17 protein-coding genes are annotated in these 16,143 nt (G+C 51.3%); 8 read left to right on the forward strand and 9 right to left on the reverse strand.

Going from position 1 to position 16,143, the window contains the following annotated elements:
• The first annotated feature begins 520 nt into the window (after window positions 1–520).
• From LH51_RS04685 to rsgA, 5 genes are all read left to right on the forward strand, one after another.
• Window positions 521–916: a putative signal transducing protein gene (locus LH51_RS04685; RefSeq protein WP_036520247.1), complete on the forward strand. Its 396-nt coding sequence runs from the start codon at window positions 521–523 to the stop codon at window positions 914–916.
• Window positions 917–991: 75 nt separating this feature from the next.
• On the forward strand, window positions 992–1,396 hold the full coding sequence (locus tag LH51_RS04690; protein WP_036520250.1) for a DUF1801 domain-containing protein: 405 nt from the start codon (window positions 992–994) through the stop codon (window positions 1,394–1,396).
• 519 nt (window positions 1,397–1,915) lie between these two features.
• The gene (locus tag LH51_RS04700) at window positions 1,916–2,431 is read left to right on the forward strand and encodes a YpsA SLOG family protein (RefSeq protein ID WP_036520253.1); all 516 of its coding nucleotides are present in this window, start codon (window positions 1,916–1,918) and stop codon (window positions 2,429–2,431) included.
• A complete protein-coding gene (locus LH51_RS04705) occupies window positions 2,424–2,978 on the forward strand; it encodes a GNAT family N-acetyltransferase (RefSeq protein WP_036520254.1) in 555 nt (184 codons plus the stop codon). The genes LH51_RS04700 and LH51_RS04705 overlap by 8 nt, the downstream gene beginning before the upstream one ends.
• A 343-nt stretch (window positions 2,979–3,321) precedes the next feature.
• Window positions 3,322–4,356, forward strand: a complete 1,035-nt coding sequence (rsgA, locus tag LH51_RS04710; RefSeq protein ID WP_036520258.1) for a ribosome small subunit-dependent GTPase A — start codon at window positions 3,322–3,324, stop codon at window positions 4,354–4,356.
• Window positions 4,357–4,479: 123 nt separating this feature from the next.
• On the opposite strand, the gene LH51_RS04715 is transcribed toward rsgA, so the two are convergent.
• The gene (locus tag LH51_RS04715; protein ID WP_036520261.1) at window positions 4,480–5,073 is read right to left on the reverse strand and encodes an NADPH-dependent FMN reductase; all 594 of its coding nucleotides are present in this window, start codon (window positions 5,071–5,073) and stop codon (window positions 4,480–4,482) included.
• Window positions 5,070–5,975: an EamA family transporter gene (locus tag LH51_RS04720; RefSeq protein WP_036520264.1), complete on the reverse strand. Its 906-nt coding sequence runs from the start codon at window positions 5,973–5,975 to the stop codon at window positions 5,070–5,072. The genes LH51_RS04715 and LH51_RS04720 overlap by 4 nt, the downstream gene beginning before the upstream one ends.
• Window positions 5,976–6,101: 126 nt before the next feature.
• On the opposite strand from LH51_RS04720, the gene LH51_RS04725 reads away from it, so the two are divergent.
• Window positions 6,102–6,581: a MarR family winged helix-turn-helix transcriptional regulator gene (locus tag LH51_RS04725; RefSeq protein WP_036520267.1), complete on the forward strand. Its 480-nt coding sequence runs from the start codon at window positions 6,102–6,104 to the stop codon at window positions 6,579–6,581.
• A gap of 291 nt (window positions 6,582–6,872) precedes the next feature.
• Here the strand turns inward: LH51_RS04725 and LH51_RS04730 are convergent, their stop codons facing one another.
• Window positions 6,873–7,724, reverse strand: a complete 852-nt coding sequence (locus LH51_RS04730) for a prephenate dehydratase (RefSeq protein WP_036520270.1) — start codon at window positions 7,722–7,724, stop codon at window positions 6,873–6,875.
• A 139-nt stretch (window positions 7,725–7,863) separates the two neighbouring features.
• Between LH51_RS04730 and rapA the strand changes: the two genes are divergently transcribed.
• Both rapA and LH51_RS24045 read left to right on the forward strand, forming a co-directional pair.
• Entirely contained in the window at window positions 7,864–9,702 is a 1,839-nt protein-coding gene (rapA, locus tag LH51_RS24040; RefSeq protein ID WP_327124275.1) for an RNA polymerase-associated protein RapA, read from the forward strand.
• Window positions 9,684–10,715: a hypothetical protein gene (locus LH51_RS24045; protein WP_327124277.1), complete on the forward strand. Its 1,032-nt coding sequence runs from the start codon at window positions 9,684–9,686 to the stop codon at window positions 10,713–10,715. The genes rapA and LH51_RS24045 overlap by 19 nt, the downstream gene beginning before the upstream one ends.
• Before the next feature lie 66 nt (window positions 10,716–10,781).
• Here LH51_RS24045 and LH51_RS04740 read toward each other — a convergent pair whose 3' ends face one another.
• The 6 genes from LH51_RS04740 to hydA are packed head-to-tail and all read right to left on the reverse strand — an operon-like array spanning window position 10,782 to window position 15,970.
• Entirely contained in the window at window positions 10,782–11,789 is a 1,008-nt protein-coding gene (locus LH51_RS04740) for an ABC transporter substrate-binding protein (protein ID WP_036520273.1), read from the reverse strand.
• A 58-nt stretch (window positions 11,790–11,847) separates the two neighbouring features.
• Window positions 11,848–12,798: an ABC transporter permease gene (locus LH51_RS04745; protein ID WP_144244175.1), complete on the reverse strand. Its 951-nt coding sequence runs from the start codon at window positions 12,796–12,798 to the stop codon at window positions 11,848–11,850.
• The gene (locus LH51_RS22155) at window positions 12,798–13,352 is read right to left on the reverse strand and encodes an ABC transporter permease (RefSeq protein WP_235263515.1); all 555 of its coding nucleotides are present in this window, start codon (window positions 13,350–13,352) and stop codon (window positions 12,798–12,800) included. Before LH51_RS22155 ends, LH51_RS04745 begins: the two co-directional genes overlap by 1 nt.
• The gene (locus LH51_RS22160) at window positions 13,337–13,681 is read right to left on the reverse strand and encodes a hypothetical protein (protein ID WP_235263516.1); all 345 of its coding nucleotides are present in this window, start codon (window positions 13,679–13,681) and stop codon (window positions 13,337–13,339) included. Before LH51_RS22160 ends, LH51_RS22155 begins: the two co-directional genes overlap by 16 nt.
• Window positions 13,678–14,517 (reverse strand): ABC transporter ATP-binding protein, encoded by an 840-nt coding sequence (locus LH51_RS04755; RefSeq protein WP_144244176.1) that lies wholly within the window; start codon window positions 14,515–14,517, stop codon window positions 13,678–13,680. The genes LH51_RS22160 and LH51_RS04755 overlap by 4 nt, the downstream gene beginning before the upstream one ends.
• 13 nt (window positions 14,518–14,530) lie before the next feature.
• Window positions 14,531–15,970: a dihydropyrimidinase gene (gene hydA, locus LH51_RS04760; protein ID WP_036520276.1), complete on the reverse strand. Its 1,440-nt coding sequence runs from the start codon at window positions 15,968–15,970 to the stop codon at window positions 14,531–14,533.
• Window positions 15,971–16,143: the final 173 nt, after the last annotated feature.

Below are 16,143 nucleotides of genomic sequence, written 5' to 3' on the forward strand. Positions count from 1 at the left end.
CAAGCCCTGAAGGCAGTGTTTGCCGTTGTCGGTTGACGCTCTTGAGTCGTAAAAGGCATCTGGACGTCTGGGCTTGAAGTCTGTGTGTACGTTATACGCCCAAGTTTGTATGAATTAAAACGATGTTATTTCATTTATTCATGAGTATTATTAATTTATGATACCTGAAGGCCTCTCAGTGGACCTCACAACAAACCTTGCAGCAATCAACTCTGCCTGTTTTAATCCATTACAGACAATCTGGATATGCGGCGGCTGTAATATGATGCAGGCCATGCGGTAGCCTGCTTGGTACTCAGCGAGTTAACTGTATTTTGGATGCTACCCGTTTACACAAATGCAATAGGCTTTCTCTGTGCGTTAAGCCTGCATAATATCGGGATAATAGACCGGTATTAAGGCTGTACATAAGAGGGAAGATAGGTCAGCTATGGGTTTTTCCAATTTAAGTGCAGGTTAGTCGTTTTGGTATAGTGGTCTTTGGGGCTATGATGTAAATGTTACGTTTTAGAAGGTCAGTGTGCTAGTAACTATTTCGCGATATAGCTTCCCCTACGAAGCACACATAGCTAAGTCACGTCTTGATTCAGAAGGTATACCTTCTTTTGTGGCTGACGAACACACAATAAATATGCAGTGGCTTTACTCCAATGCGCTTGGAGGAGTGCGACTTCAGGTCCCCGAGGCTTACGCAGAAGCTTCGATTGCCATTCTATCCGAGGATCGGGAGGAGGATCTTGTCGAGGAGTACGGCATTGAAACAAAAAAATGCGCTTACTGCGGAAGTTACGATACGGAGTTCTACCCAATTGGTCGTCGCTGGGCATTTCTGGTGTTCCTGGGCCTGGACTTTCCGTTGTTTCCTGTGAAAGATGGCATCAAGTGTAAGCAATGCGGCAAAGTATCAAAAACGTAACAAACTGCTTCAGCCGATGCCAGCAAGCTGTCACGGCTGAACAAGGGCGTTACGTGTCACAATTTCGGAGGATTCGTGAAACCTGAAATAAAGGACAAGTTTTCGACATACCCTGACGAGGCACAGAGGCAGCTATTAGCCGTTCGTCAGCTCATACTTGCGGTCGCGGAAGAAAACGACTTGGGTGCGGTTGAAGAAACTCTTAAGTGGGGTGAGGCCAGTTATCTCGTAAAAGGCGGCACTACGGTTCGCATGGACTGGAAGCCAAAAAATCCGGATTCTATAAAGGTATATTTCCATTGCCAGACTAAATTGATCGAAACCTTTAGGGAGATATATCGAGATGAGTTCGAATTTGAGGGTAAACGAGCGATCGTTGTGCCTCTGGACGCAGCTATCAAAGACGGGCCCCTAGGCCATTGTCTCCAAATGGCATTGAAGTATCATAGTTTGAAACATCGCCCTCTGCTTGGAGCTTGAAGTGGCGAAAACACGTAACCAAACCATCAAATACGCTCCCTTCGGTCGCCGGACCTCGTTTCACTCGGCCGTTTATGCGCGGCGTTAGCCCTATGAAAAGTATCGACCCGCAACCCCCAGTCAAAGTATTTTCAGCCGGATGCGCTTTGTTGCTTGTACTGTCCGCATTCTTTTTTTGGGTTTGGTACGAGCGGTACTTGAGCATCGATTTTAATGAGCTTGGACGGTACTACGATCCAGAAGCTCAACTCGTGTACACCGACGCCGGGTTCGTTTGGTGCTTGCCGGCCTTCGGCTTTTTACTGTGGGCTACACTTTTGGTTTTGCTTCGCTTGTGGCGGCGCAAAGCTAACCAGTGCAGGTAAGGTCTCCTTCAGACAGGAAGGTGAAACCATCCCGGATCATGCCTAGAGGCATTGCGGAAAGAGATTGCAAGTGCCGGCTAACAATTTCATGCAGTTTGTGTCTTCGACGCCGGATGCAAGCTGATGAACGGCGTTATTATGATTAGGATAGGCCATGCTTTCAAAGGTTATAAGTGGTGGGCAAACCGGTGCTGACCGGGCGGCGCTAGACGCCGCTCTAGAGCATTCATTTCCAATCGGAGGGAGTTGTCCTGTCGGAAGAATGTCTGAAGATGGGCCGATTGATAATGTATATACCTTAACTGAAATCGGTGGCGGCTATAGGCAGCGAACGAAGCAAAATGTCATAGATTCAGACGGTACAGTTATCTTTTATGAGTCTTATGTCCGTGGAGGAACTGAAGCTACGGTTCTTTTTTGTATTCGGCAGAGCAAGCCCTACAAACTCATTGATATAGCTTTGGTTGAACCTATACGAGCGGTAGAACTGCTTGGCGAATTCGTCCATGAATTCAATATCAGTGTATTAAATGTGGCAGGTCCCAGATCAAGCAACTGCCCTAAAGTGTACGACTATGTTAAGTGTGCTGTTGGCATTCTCATAAAGCAATCAACATCATCAGGCCAAGCATGGCGCGGCTTTATAAGGCATTACCTGACGTATGATTAGAACGGAAAGATTGATACTTCGGCAATGGGATGACGAAGACCTCTATCCATTTTCGCAGATGTGTAGGGACAATGACGTGATGGAGTTCTTCCCGAAGCTTCTGACGGAGGAAGAAAGCTACAGTATGGGGAGAAAAATCAAGTCTCTCATTGCTGAACGTGGGTGGGGGTTCTGGGCAGTGGAGATCCCTGGCCAAAGCAAGTTTGTTGGGTTTGTCGGGCTGCACATCCCCAAAGAAAATATGCCGTTCTCACCATGTGTTGAGATTGGCTGGCGTCTTGCTAAACGATATTGGGGTATGGGGTACGCGACAGAGGCCGCCAATGAGTCATTGCGGTACGCTTTTACTCACTTGGGTTTAGAAGAGGTGGTCTCTTTTACGACAGTACGCAACATTCGTTCTCAAGCTGTTATGGAAAAAATCGGGATGTCCTATACCAACAACTTTAAGCATCCGGACCTGGAACCTTCGGACCCGCTCTGTGAGCATGTTTTGTACAAGATAAGCGCACGTGCTGGCAGCATTAGCCGATTTTCGGGTGTTTAAGACGTTAGCCCGGATTAATTTAGATCTGTCCCCCATAATTCCGGTAATGAATTTTTTGCATTACGGGTATCGTAACTTTGCTCTGCGTTAACGCTTCTGATATATTTTCGATGTTTATTTCTAGCATGAAGGAGAGTTTGATGATTGTAGTAATTACCCACCCGGTAAAGGCTGCGGCGTAGCTTAAACTGTTACCTTTTTTGCTTTAACCTGCCTTTGCCCGGTGTTTGTCGACCGGGATCTCTGAAAATCATTTAATGCGGTTTTTGTAAGCCGTTTACCAGAGTTCCTAACCATTTTTTACTGTGCGTGCAGGGTATTGCTGTGCGTAAAAGGAAATGAGATGAACTTACCCTCAACATTACAGCAACTTGGGTGGCAGGCGTTTTTTCAGCAACAACTTAATCTTCAGGAATTTGAACACGGCGTTATTGCCCGTGTAATAGCGAATCATCGCAGCACCTATGAGCTGGTGACAGAGCAAGGGCTGCGTAGCCTGGCTATTAGTCCTGCACTGCCCCAGATGGTCATTGGTGACTGGCTGCTGCTGGATGGCGACGGCCGCTTTGTGCGCTTATTGTCGCGAAAGTCACTGTTTAAACGCAAAGCCGCTGGCAGCCAACTGGCTGAGCAGTTAATTGCCGCCAATGTCGATACACTGTTGATTGTCTGCTCGTTAAACCATGATTTTAATTTAAGCCGGATAGAACGTTACCTGGCGATGGCGCATGACAGCGGGGCAGAGCCATTGCTGGTACTCACCAAAAAAGACCTGTGCCCAGATGCTGAAAGGTTACAGCAAAGGGTGCAGCAGTTAGACCCTTTGTTAGTGGTCGAAGCGGTTAATGCACTCGATAGTGATAGCTGTGACGAGCTTCGCCACTGGTACAAAGCCGGTAGCACCCTGGCCGTGGTGGGCTCGTCCGGCGTTGGCAAGTCTACTCTGGTCAATACACTGACAGGCAACACTGAGCAGAAAACGGCCTCTATTCGTGATGATGACAGCAAAGGCAGGCACACTACCACGTCACGCTCTATGCATTTCACTGACGATGGCGCTGTGCTGATTGATACACCGGGTATGCGCGAACTGCAGCTGACCGAGTGTGACGATGGTATTCGTCGTACCTTTTCTGACATTGACGCGCTGGCTACACAGTGCCGTTTTAGTGATTGTCAGCACAAAGCGGAACCGGGCTGTGCGGTGCGGCAAGCAATTGATGAAGGTACACTTGATGCACGACGGTTAACTAACTTTCAGAAACTTAATGCTGAACAGGCTAGAAACACAGCGTCGCTGCAGGAACGACGTGCGGGGGAACGACAGTTTAGCAAGATGGTGAAGTCAGTGGTGTCTACCAAGGCGAGGAGAAAATAGAGTAACTTTGATAAAGCCGCTGACAAGCGGCTTTATCAATATAGGTTACCACCCGTAGTTGACTGGACACCTCCTCGTTACGCTCACAAGGAGAGTGTCTACACCAACATCTGCCACTAACCCTTACATCCCATAGCGAAACGCTTTGCCAGCCATCAGCATATCCTGATGCACCGGCTTTAGTGCACGTGCATAGGTGGCCAGTAATTGAATTGTGTATTCACTCCTCGAGTGCATGGCTTCATCCAGGCACTGCTGATTGGCATCAAATAATTTATCGACCTCGCGGAAAACCAGGTGATCCGGCAGAAAGCACACATGGTTGTTTTTACTGCCGGTTAAACGCAGTTCGCTGATGGGATAGATGCCATTGATACTTGCGGACACACTCACAGCTAAGGCCGGTTTGTGCGCCAGTTCATCATCTGTCGTCAGCATAAGAAAGTTTTTTAATGCTGGGGTTGCCATGCCGTGCCACTCTGGGGTGATAAAGATAAACGCATCGGCTGTTTGTAGTTCTTTGGCAATTTCACGCCAGGGTTGCCACTCTTCGCTGCCATTCCACACACCTTCATTCCAGAGCGGCAAATTAAGTTCATGCAGATCGTAGACTTGAACCTGATCAAAATGGGTTTCGGCCAGTTGGTGTAGGTATTGCGCCACCAACAGACTTTTCGACTGCGTGCGTTGACTGCCAGAGATAATTACAAGCTTCATGCTAATTCCTTATTTGCTTTTAAAACAGGGGGTGAAGTTAAGCGGCCTGTGTAAGAGGACGCCAATACAATAGAAACCAGGATGGCTAGCGCGCCACCCAGTTGTAGCCAGGTAAGTGATTGATCTAGAATGAAGTAACCCAGAATGACAGCTGAGACACTGCTTAAAAGCCCGAGAAATGAAACCGTGATGCTTGGCAATTTTTCAATGCCACGAAACCACAGTGAGTAGGAGATGATGGCTCCCAATATGGCCAAATAGCCGTAACCCAGGTAGTTTTTTAGACTCAGGTCTGTTGGAAACCCTTCCATCCACAGGGCGACGGGAAGTAGCATTAATCCGCCCAATAGCAGCTGCCATCCTGTAAAGTTAAGTAGTGTCATCTCCGGTGGCCGTCCCCAGTATTTGGTCAGAACAACACCCGATGCCATGCTTACGGCACCACACAAGCCAACCAAAAGGCCTTTGGCATCTAAATCTGCCTGATGATTGAGAACCAGTAAGGCAATACCCGTTATACCTAACAGGCATGCGATTACATGTTTGTAATTAAAATCACTTTTCAGCAGTGCATAGCTTAATAGCATCACCAATACCGGCTGCGTCGACATGATTAATGCGGCCATACCGCCTGGCAGGTAAGTAGCCGCATAGAACAGACAGTAGAAAAAGAAACCAATATTAAGAAACCCCAATACGGCTAGCCTTCCCCACCATTTGCCGTTGGGCAAGTGCTGAGAAAGCAATACCAGGATGAGACCTGCGGGCAGTGCTCTGAGCATGGAGGCGATCAAGGGGCTGTTCGCTGGGAGCAGCTCCGTTGTGACTATGTAGGTGCTGCCCCAAACGATAGGGGCAATGGCGGTAAGTACCAGGGTTGTGAGTGACTGTATTGGTTTCATTACTATTTTGCCTTGGATGATTACTCTTTAGAAAGTATCTCTTATAAAAGATACTTTCTAAAGAGTAATGGAGAAATTCCTTATGATCAAGTATCTTTTCTATAAGATACTTTTGGAGATAGTGATATGCAGGATCCAGTCGATCATATTTTGTTACAGTGGCGTGATGCCCGACCTGATCTGGATTGTTCAGCGATGGGGGTTGTCGGCAGGTTGGGGCGAGTGAGCTCTATCTGGCGTAAACAAATCGATACAGCGTTTGATCAGCATGACTTGAGTGGTATTGAGTTTGATATTTTGGCCACTCTACGCCGAAGCCAGGTGCCTCTGACACCCACGGAGTTGTACCAAACCTTGATGCTGTCTTCCGGTGCGATGAGTACCCGGATTGAAAAGCTGGTTCAACGTGGGTTTATTGAACGTATAGCAAGTGAAGATGATCGCCGGAGTTGTAAAGTCATGCTCACGGAACAAGGTCAACAAAAACTGGACGCGGCTCTGCAGGATCATCTTGAAAATATGGAAGTGATGCTTGAAGCGCTGAATAAGGATGAGAGAGTGCAATTAGCCAATCTGCTGAAAAAAGTAATGCTTCACAGTCGTTAATCCCAGCGGCTGAGTAGAATGCTAATGCAGTTGTCGATATGCCGGTTTTGTATGATTCAGCCAAAAAAAAGCCCCTCCGAAGAGGGGCAAACAAAGTGCATACAACTCAGGAAGAGTTGAGAGATGGGATGCGATAGGCTGAATCCGGTAGGAATCAGCTTTTTCGCGTCCTGAACCTCAGGACAATTCAAAGATAGTCTAATTTTGTGCGCTGCACAATAGGGAAAACACTTATTGTTAGATTTTTTAATTCTAACGAAAGTATTTTATTGTGCGATGCAGCATTAGGAGTTAGCCAGGTTGACGGAAGGGGTGGGCTTTGTAGGTGCCCATCACTCTGACTTCATTGGCAAAAAAGTTCAGTTCCTGCAGGGCGTGTTGCATCGCCAACTGGTGCGGGTGTCCTTCAACATCCAGGTGGAAACTGGAGACCTGCATAGTGTCTGATGCCATATAGCTTTCCAGTTTGACCATGTTGACATTGTTGGTGGCGAAACCGCCCAGCGCCTTGTACAGCGCGGCGGGAATGTTGCGCACGCGAAACATCAAAGTGGTGATGTAGAGCTTGCCGTCTTCAAAGGCGGGCATGCGGCTTTCGCGTGCCAGAATCATGAAGCGGGTGGTGTTACCACTGATGTCCTGGAAATTGTCGTTGAGTATCTCCAGGTCATAGAGTTGCGCTGCCAGGCTGGAGGCGATAGCCGCGTGGCCAGGCTGGCGTGAATCAGCCAGTTCGTGGGCTGATCCGGCTGTATCCAGGGCTGCGATGGGCGTGAGACCGAGTTTCTTGATATTACCATCACACTGCGCCAGTGCCTGAGGGTGGGATGATACGGTGCGCAGCTCTTCCAGTTTGGTGCCGGGCAAGGCTAACAAACAGTGGTTGACCGGTTCAAAATGCTCGTCAATGATGTGTAATTGCGTTTTCGGCATCAGCCGATAGATCTCTTCGACCCGTCCGGCGGTGGAGTTTTCCAGCGGAATCATCGCTAACCGCGCGTCGCCACGTTCCACCATAAACATGGCTTCGACAAAGGTTTCACAAGCGTGTGCCCGGAGCTCCGGGTGAACGCGGCAGCAAGCCAGATGAGAATAAGCACCTTGGTGCCCCTGGTAGGCAATCACATCATTGGTCTGAGTCATGAGGGTCCGTCTGTGTCAGTTAACTCGATTTTAGGCTGAATATTATCGCATAGTCTTTCAGTAATCACGATCAGCCTTTGAACTCATCGGCGACAGCGCCTATCATGGCATTTTTAAGAGCGTTACAGAGGGTTAGAGATTGTCTCAGACAGAATTTGTACCGGGGCAGCGCTGGATCAGCAACACAGAAGCGGATCTTGGGTTGGGTATTGTCGTAGAGTGTTCCAATCGACGGGTTGAAATCAGTTTTCCAGCAGCAGCTGAAGTGCGTACTTACGCCACAGACAATGCGCCCTTATCCCGGGTGTGTTTTGAAGCTGATGAACAGGTTTGTAGTGATGAAGATGTGCTGGTTACTGTGCGTGAGCGCATGGAGCACAACGGCTGTTACCTGTATATGGGAGTAGACAGTGATGGCAATGAGGTGATTTTGCCGGAGCTGCACCTCAACAGCGCAGTGCATTTCAGTAAACCTCAGGAACGCCTGTTTGTCGGCCAGATTGACCGTCATGGATTGTATAAGCTGCGGGTTGAAACACGTGAACACCAGTACCGACTGGCGCAGTCACCAGCCTATGGTTTGATCGGTACGCGGGTGCAGTTGTTGCCGCATCAGTTATATATTGCTGCTGAACTGGCTTCGCGCACAGCGCCACGCGCCTTGTTGGCCGATGAAGTGGGGCTGGGCAAGACCATTGAAGCGGGCATGATTCTGCATCAGCGTTTAATCAGCGAACGTGCCCGACGCATTTTGATTCTGTTGCCGGATTCGTTGTTGCACCAGTGGTTGGTGGAGATGCGTCGACGTTTTAATCTCACTTTTTCATTACTGGATGCAGAGCGTTGTGAAGCCCTGGAAGATTCGGGCCATGAGAATCCCTTCGAGACGGCACAGTTGGTTATCTCGCCGGTTTCTTTGCTGGCACGCAGTGAAACGCGCTTGCAGCAGGCCGAGCAGGCGGGCTGGGATATTCTGGTGGTGGATGAAGCCCACCATCTTGGCTGGAGCCGAGAGGTGGTCAGCCATGCCTACCAGTGTGTGGAACGGGTAGCGCGGCGCAGTGACGGCTTGCTGCTGTTGACGGCGACGCCGGAGCAGTTAGGTCCAGAGGGGCACTTTGCCCGGTTGCGGCTGCTGGACCCGGAGCGCTATCCCGATCTGGATCAGTTTCTGGATGAAGAGCAGCAGTATTTTCATTTGAATCATCTGATCGGCTCGTTACTTGAAGGCGGTGCGGCCTTCCTGAAACAGGATAAGCACACCCAACGGGAACTGGCTGAACGGCTGGGTGAAAGCGTGATTGCTCAGTGGTTGGCCTTACCTGCAAAAGAGCAGGACGCGGCAATTGCCTCGCTGATTAACCAGTTAGTCGATCGACAGGGCACGGGGCGGGTGTTGTTCCGTAATACCCGGCGTACGGTAGCTGGTTTCCCGGCGCGGCATTTTCACAGTTACCCATTGATGGCACCGAATTTATATCAACCTGATGCCGATGCACTGGAACCTTTGCTGCATCCGGAGCGGCAGTTGGGTGTCAACTGGGTCAGTGAGGATCCGCGGGTGGCCTGGTTGCAGGATTGGCTGAAGCAACAGCGCAAGGACAAAGTGCTGGTGATCTGTGCGCATGCCGAAACCGCGATTGCCCTGGATGAATACCTGAGTTTGCGCATCGGTGTGCGTTCAACCGTGTTCCATGAGGGCATGAGCCTGATCAACCGCGACCGCAGTGCCGCCTATTTTGCGGATGAAGAGCTGGGCGCGCAGGTGCTGATCAGTTCTGAAATCGGCAGTGAAGGGCGTAACTTCCAGTTTTGTCATCATCTGGTGCTGTTTGATCTGCCGCTGAGCCCTGATCTGCTGGAACAGCGCATAGGTCGTCTGGATCGTATCGGTCAGACCGAGGCGGTACAGATTCACCTGCCTTACTACCGTCACTCACCTACCGAGGTGCTGATGCAGTGGTATCATCAGGGCTGAATGCCTTTGAACGGGTGTGTGCCACCGGTGATGCCCTCTACCATAGTTTTGCTCAGCCGTTGCGTGATGTGATGCAGCGCACGGATGATCAGGATGCCTTGCATACCCTGCTTGAAGATACCCGTGAAGCGCGTGAAGAACTGGAACTGACCCTGTCTGAAGGGCGTGATCGCCTGCTGGAGATGAGCAGTTTTAATGCCGAACGTGCCGAGCTATTGCTTGAAGCGATGCAGGACGAGGACGATGTCAGCCGTATCCAGACTTATGCCGAGCGGTTGTTTGATCGCTTTGGCATCAGTATACAGCCTCACGGTCGCCATGGCCTGGTGCTGCATCCGGGTGAACATATGCTCTGTCACCTGGCAGAGCTGCCGGAAGATGGCATGACACTGACGTTCAGTCGTGATGAAGCCCTGTTGCGTGAAGATATTGACTTCATGAGCTGGGAACACCCGCTGATGTTGGAGCTGATGGATTTGCTGACTCGCAATGAAACCGGCAATAACGCTATTTGTATGCTGAAATTGCCCGCTTTGCCAGCCGGTACACTTTTGGTTGAAACCGTGTATGAATTGAATCTGGCGGTACCTAAAGCACTGCAACTGGCACGTTACCTGCCGGGTGGCTATCTGCGCTTGCTGATTGATCCGGAAGGACGGGATCTGAGCGACGCGCTGGCGCATCAGCCCCTCAACCAGTTAGCCAAGCCACTGAAGCTATCGACCTCGCAGAATATGGTGCGGATGGTGCGGGATAATATCACCAGTCAGTTGAAGCAGGCACAACAGCAGGCTGATGCACGGCTGCCGGGTCTGCGTGATACCGCGCTCAGTGCACTGACCAAGGCGCGGAATGAAGCCTATCAGCGTCTGGAGGCCCTGGCGAAAGTAAATCCCGCCATCGATCAGGCCGAACTGGACAGCCACCAGGCCGATACGCAACTGATGCAGAATGCCTTGCAAAGTGCCCGACTACGACTGGATGCACTACGGGTGATTGTTGTAGCGGAGTAGCTATTTAATAGAGTAGGCTGCAGGGAAAAGATCAGGTCTCTGAGTCAGAGACCTGATCTAATAGGCTTAGTCGAGTGACTTCATAGCATCGTAAACAACGTGGGTATAAGCACCTTCGGGTACTTTGGAGATGACCGGTGAGGAGTCGCTGCTGAGCAGTACTTCAACGGTACGATCAAAGGCGGCTGGATCAAGGTAACCTATGCCTTCTTCACTGCTGCTGAGCAGTTTGGCGACTTCGGTCATCATCCGCACCTGATGGGCTTCAGTCTGAGCGCCGGAATCGTCGTTTTCCAATACGATCATGGCTGCGGCTTCAGGATTCTCTTTCGCCCATTCCCAGCCCTGTACTGTGGCTTTCAGAAAACGTGCCAGGGCATCCACTTTGTCTGGATCTTCCAGGGTGCTTTCCAACACATATAAACCATCTTCCAGCGTAGCTACGCCACCATCTTCATAAGGGAAAAGAGTCAGGAATTCCGGTGTCAGACCACCATCGAGTACCTGGCCGTATTCGTTATAAGTCATGGTGGACACGCAATCCGCCTGGCCATTGAACAGTGGATCAACATTGAAGCCCTGACGCAGTACGGTCACGCCTGTGTCTCCACCAGTGGTTTCATAACCGAGTTGTGACATCCAACTGAGGAAGGGGTATTCGTTGCCTGAGAACCACACCCCCAGGGTTTTGCCTGGGAAGTCTTCGGGTGTTTCAATACCGCTGGATTTCAGGCAGGTCAGCATCATCCCGGAGCGCTCATAGATCTGGGCGATGTTTACCAGTGGCAGGCCGCGTTCACGTGTTGCCAGTGCGGATGGCAGCCAGTCGACGACGACATCAGCGCCACCGCCAGCCAGCACCTGTGCCGGAGCGATATCCGGACCACCGGGTTTAATGGTCAGGTCGATACCAGCCTGTTGATAAAAGCCCTGATCCAGTGCGGCATAGTAACCGGCAAACTGAGCCTGGGTGACCCATTTCAGTTGCAACGTCAGCGGGTCGTTGGCCTGAGCAGAAAAAGTAGCCGCCATTAAGGCGATACCGGCCGCGGTTGAGATGATATTTTTTTTCATTGTCGTGCCTCATTTGACTAGGTTTCAATAAAGTTTTAGATAAACATTTAGGTAAAACTTAACGTCCGCTGCGCACGGACGGGTGCCAGAAGGTGACTCGTCGTTCCAGTAGAGCAAGGGCGCCATAGCTCAAAGAGCCTGCCAAAGCGGCCACGAAAATGGTTGCCCAGACCATATCCATGTTCATCCGGCCCACTTCGGCGGAGATCCTGAAGCCCATGCCGACAATCGGTGTGCCAAAAAACTCGGCGACGATTGCACCGATCAGTGCCAGGGTTGAATTCAGTTTTAGCGCGTTAAATATGAACGGCATGGCTTGGGGTAGCTGATTTTTGAAGAAGATTTGCCCCTTACCGGCGGCATAGGTATGCATCAGATCGGCATGCAGTGGATCGACCGAGCGCAGTCCCGCCAGGGTATTAATCAACATGGGGAAGAAGGTCATGATCACCACCACGGCGGCTTTGGATTGCCAGTCAAAACCGAACCACATCACCATAATCGGGGCAATGCCGATGATCGGGATGGAAGCCATGAAGTTGCCCAGCGGCAGCAGGCCTTTTTGCAGGAAGGCATTGCGAACCACCAGCTTGGCGGTGATAAAGCCCAGACCGCAACCCATCACATAACCGGCTACCACCGCCTTAAGGTAGGTCTGCTGAAAGTCGGCCCAAAGCAGCGGCAGGTTATTGCCCAGGGTGATAAACACCTGTGTCGGCGCTGGCATCAGCACCATGGGCACATCAAAGCCGCGAACGATGGCTTCCCAGACCAGCAGAATCATCATGCCAAACAGTGCAGGCACCGCCAGTTTGCAGGGCTTTGACCACTGGCTAGGGCTATCGACCACCTGGGTCATACGGCTCATCAGATAGCCTGCGGCAAACAGTGATAACAATAACAGTGGTAACAGAAAGCTGCCCTGGTAAAAGCCATTTGGCAGTATCAGCACCAGAGTAATCTTTACCAGTAACAGTGCAATTGCCAGCAAGGTAAGCAGAGTTTTCATCAGGAGAGACCTCGTCTGAGCAGAATAAAGCGTTCAGCCAGTCCGACCAGGGTGATCAGTACCCAGCCAAGCAAGGCCGACATCACCAGCGCAGACCAGATCTGCACGGTTTGACCGTAGTAGGAGCCGCTAAGCAGGCGTGCTCCCAGTCCACCCTGGGCACCGGTAGGCAGTTCAGCGACGATGGCACCGACCAGTGCCGCCGCAATGCCGATTTTCAAGCTGGCGAACAGATAGGGTTGTGCTGAAAACCAGCGCAGCTTCCAGAACATCTGCTGGGTACTGGCGTTATAAGTGATCATCAGTTCGGTATGCAGTTTGTCAGCTGAGCGCAGCCCCTTGACCATGCCGATAACCACCGGGAAAAACGACAGGTACATGGAGATGATGGCTTTGGGCAGTATGCCGGTCACGTTCATGGAACCCAGCACCACGACGACGATGGGTGCTATCGCCAGAATGGGTACAGTCTGCGAGGCGATAACCCAGGGCATCAAACTGGTGTCCAGGGTGCGGTTGTGTACGATGCCTACGGCGATCAGAATGCCCAGCACTGAACCGAGAAAAAAGCCAGAAGAGTGGTGTTTAGCGTGATCTGGGTATGGTAAAGCAGCGAGCGTTTAGAGGTGATGGCATTGTTGAAAATGCTGTCGTACAGCTCGTACGCCACTTGATGCGGTACAGGAAGTGGTGGGCGCTGTATGCTGTAGGCGCCTTCAAAAATCTGCGTGTAAGACCAGCTCTGACCGGTGCGCTCGAGCATATTGATCATCTGGTTACCGTTCATCAGCAGCGCGGCGATGTACCAGATAATGATGATCGCGATCACCAGCACCAGGACTGCGAACCACTGCTTGTTTGTGAGTTGTTTTAGCGTCGTCATAGCTCGGCTACCTCAATCGATCTGATGATCAGTGGCCAATGCCTGACGTATCTCGCAGCCAGCGCCGTAAAGGCTTGGGTATCCCGCAGCGCCAAGGTCTTGTCACGTGGCAGTGGACTTTCAATCACCTTGACGATGCGTCCAGGTCGGGGAGACATCACCACAATATGCGTGGACAGTAACACCGCTTCGGGAATGGAGTGGGTCACGAACACCACGGTCTTGCCGGTTGCCTGCCAGATTTTCAGCAGTTCTATGTTTAAGTGATCACGGGTGATCTCATCCAGCGCGCCGAAGGGTTCGTCCATCAGCAGTAGCTCTGGTTCCAGGCACAAGGCCCGGGCAATGGAAGCACGCTGTTGCATACCGCCAGACAGTTGCCAGGGGAATTTGTGTTTGAAGTCCTGCAAGCCGACCATGCCAAGGTATTTGTCGATCTGCGCGTTGCGATGCGCTTTGGATTGCGCCGAGATCTCCATAGGCAGAGCGCAGTTACTGGCGATGCTGCGCCAGGGGAACAGGGCCGGGGCCTGAAACACATAGCCGTACAGGCGGTTCAGGCGGGCATCCTCTGGTGAGGTGCCACCGACCTGAATCTGCCCACCCGTCGGGTGCTCCAGATCGGCAATCACACGCAGCAAGGTGGTTTTACCGCAACCGGATGGGCCGATGAAGGAGACAAAATCACCTTCGTGAATCGTCAGGTCGATATCAGACAGTGCATGCACCGGCCCGTCGTTAGTTTCAAAGACTAACGACAGCTGGTCGATAGCGATCATTTGCCTGTGGCTTCTGGGTTTGCTGCTTAGCTCAGTAAGGTTTTCTACAGCCTGCATAACGGGTTTCCTTTTAGCGATTTACGGCCTGAGGTTTATGTTCGGCGTTATACTTCTCCACGGCTGAAAACACGCTGGGAAAGGCTGGGCGCTTGATATAACGACCGGCGCCTTTTTCCGCCATCAGCTTGCCATCCTTGAACACCACCCGACCCTGACTGATAGTGTGACTAGGCGTACCGGTAACTGTACGGCCTTCAAATATATTGAAATCAATATTCTGATGGTGGGTTTTGGCGGACAGGGTGTGTTGTTTGTTGGGGTCCCAGACGACGATGTCGGCATCGGAACCCACGGCGATATGGCCTTTCTGCGGGTAGAGATTGAAAATCTGTGCGCTGTTGGTAGAGGTGACGGCCACAAATTCGTTAGGGGTTAAGCGCCCTTTGTTGACCCCGGAATCCCACAGCACCATCATGCGGTCTTCAACACCAGCGGTGCCGTTGGGGATTTTGGAAAAGTCATCCTTGCCGGCGGCTTTCTGATCGGCACAGAAACAGCAGTGATCGGTGGCCGTAGTTTGCAAGGTGCCACCTTGCAGTGCTTTCCAGAGCACTTCCTGATGCTCCTTGGGGCGAAAGGGCGGGCTCATAACATGTGCCGCTGCAAACTCCCAACTGGGGTTTCTATACACACTGTCATCGAGTTCAAGATGACCGGCCAGGCACTCACCATAGACCCGCTGACCTTCATGGCGCGCGCGGGCAATTTCATCCACCGCTTCTTTGCAGGACACGTGCACCAGATAGAGCGGCACGCCAAGCGACTGAGCGATGCGAATGGCGCGATTAGCCGCTTCACCCTCAACCTGCGACGGGCGCGACAATGGATGGGCTTCCGGGCCGGTCAGCCCAGCCGCCAGCAGCTTTTGCTGCAGATGGTAAACCAGCTCACCGTTTTCGGCATGTACCGTCGGCATGGCACCTAATTCAAGGCAACGGTTAAAGCTGTTCACCAGGGTTTCATCGGTGGCCATAATGGCGTTTTTATACGCCATAAAATGCTTGAAGGAGTTCACCCCTTCTTCATTCACCAGGGTGCCCATATCTTCGTATACGGAATCGTCCCACCAGGTCACGGCGACGTGAAACGAATAATCAGCGGCAGATTTTTCCGCCCACTCCCGCCAGGTATGGTAGGCCTCCATCAGTGGCTGCTGGGGAGCAGGGATCACAAAGTCGATGATCATGGTGGTACCACCGGCAAGTCCGGCGGCTGTACCTGTGTAGAAGTCTTCGCTGGCGACTGTGCCCATAAAGGGCAGCTGCATATGGGTGTGCGGGTCGATGCCACCGGGCATCACATACTGGCCTTTGGCATCAACCACCTCCGTTCCTTCAGGAACGCTCAGTGCTTGTCCTATAGCCTGTATCTTGCCATCTTCGCAATACACATCCGCTAGCTGACTCTGATCCGCATTAACGACCAGACCCCCTTTGATCAGTACGCCCATGTTGACACTCCTCAGTAGTACCTTGCCGCTGTACTTGGTGGCTTGTTGTATCGCGGTATTGTCGCCCACGATCTATACCTGGAGTGCAATGCAATTATCTGACCATTTGGACAGGAGGTTAGTGATATTTGTTTTAATTCATTGTTAGTAATAGGGTTTTATTTTTTATTGTC

Origin of the sequence: Nitrincola sp. A-D6 (assembly GCF_000764495.1) — a bacterium.
Classification (GTDB): Bacteria; Pseudomonadota; Gammaproteobacteria; order Pseudomonadales; family Balneatricaceae; genus Nitrincola.

Bases quoted from the DNA above. Each gene is read 5' to 3' on its own strand.
- LH51_RS22160 (WP_235263516.1), bottom strand. From the start codon at position 13,681: ATGACGACGCTAAAACAACTCACAAACAAGCAGTGGTTCGCAGTCCTG.
- LH51_RS04755 (WP_144244176.1), bottom strand. From the start codon at position 14,517: ATGCAGGCTGTAGAAAACCTTACTGAGCTAAGCAGCAAACCCAGAAGC.
- rsgA (WP_036520258.1), top strand. From the start codon at position 3,322: ATGAACTTACCCTCAACATTACAGCAACTTGGGTGGCAGGCGTTTTTT.
- hydA (WP_036520276.1), bottom strand. From the start codon at position 15,970: ATGGGCGTACTGATCAAAGGGGGTCTGGTCGTTAATGCGGATCAGAGT.
- LH51_RS04745 (WP_144244175.1), bottom strand. From the start codon at position 12,798: ATGAAAACTCTGCTTACCTTGCTGGCAATTGCACTGTTACTGGTAAAG.
- LH51_RS04705 (WP_036520254.1), top strand. From the start codon at position 2,424: ATGATTAGAACGGAAAGATTGATACTTCGGCAATGGGATGACGAAGAC.
- LH51_RS04700 (WP_036520253.1), top strand. From the start codon at position 1,916: ATGCTTTCAAAGGTTATAAGTGGTGGGCAAACCGGTGCTGACCGGGCG.
- LH51_RS04740 (WP_036520273.1), bottom strand. From the start codon at position 11,789: ATGAAAAAAAATATCATCTCAACCGCGGCCGGTATCGCCTTAATGGCG.
- LH51_RS04715 (WP_036520261.1), bottom strand. From the start codon at position 5,073: ATGAAGCTTGTAATTATCTCTGGCAGTCAACGCACGCAGTCGAAAAGT.
- LH51_RS04725 (WP_036520267.1), top strand. From the start codon at position 6,102: ATGCAGGATCCAGTCGATCATATTTTGTTACAGTGGCGTGATGCCCGA.
- LH51_RS04730 (WP_036520270.1), bottom strand. From the start codon at position 7,724: ATGACTCAGACCAATGATGTGATTGCCTACCAGGGGCACCAAGGTGCT.
- LH51_RS04720 (WP_036520264.1), bottom strand. From the start codon at position 5,975: ATGAAACCAATACAGTCACTCACAACCCTGGTACTTACCGCCATTGCC.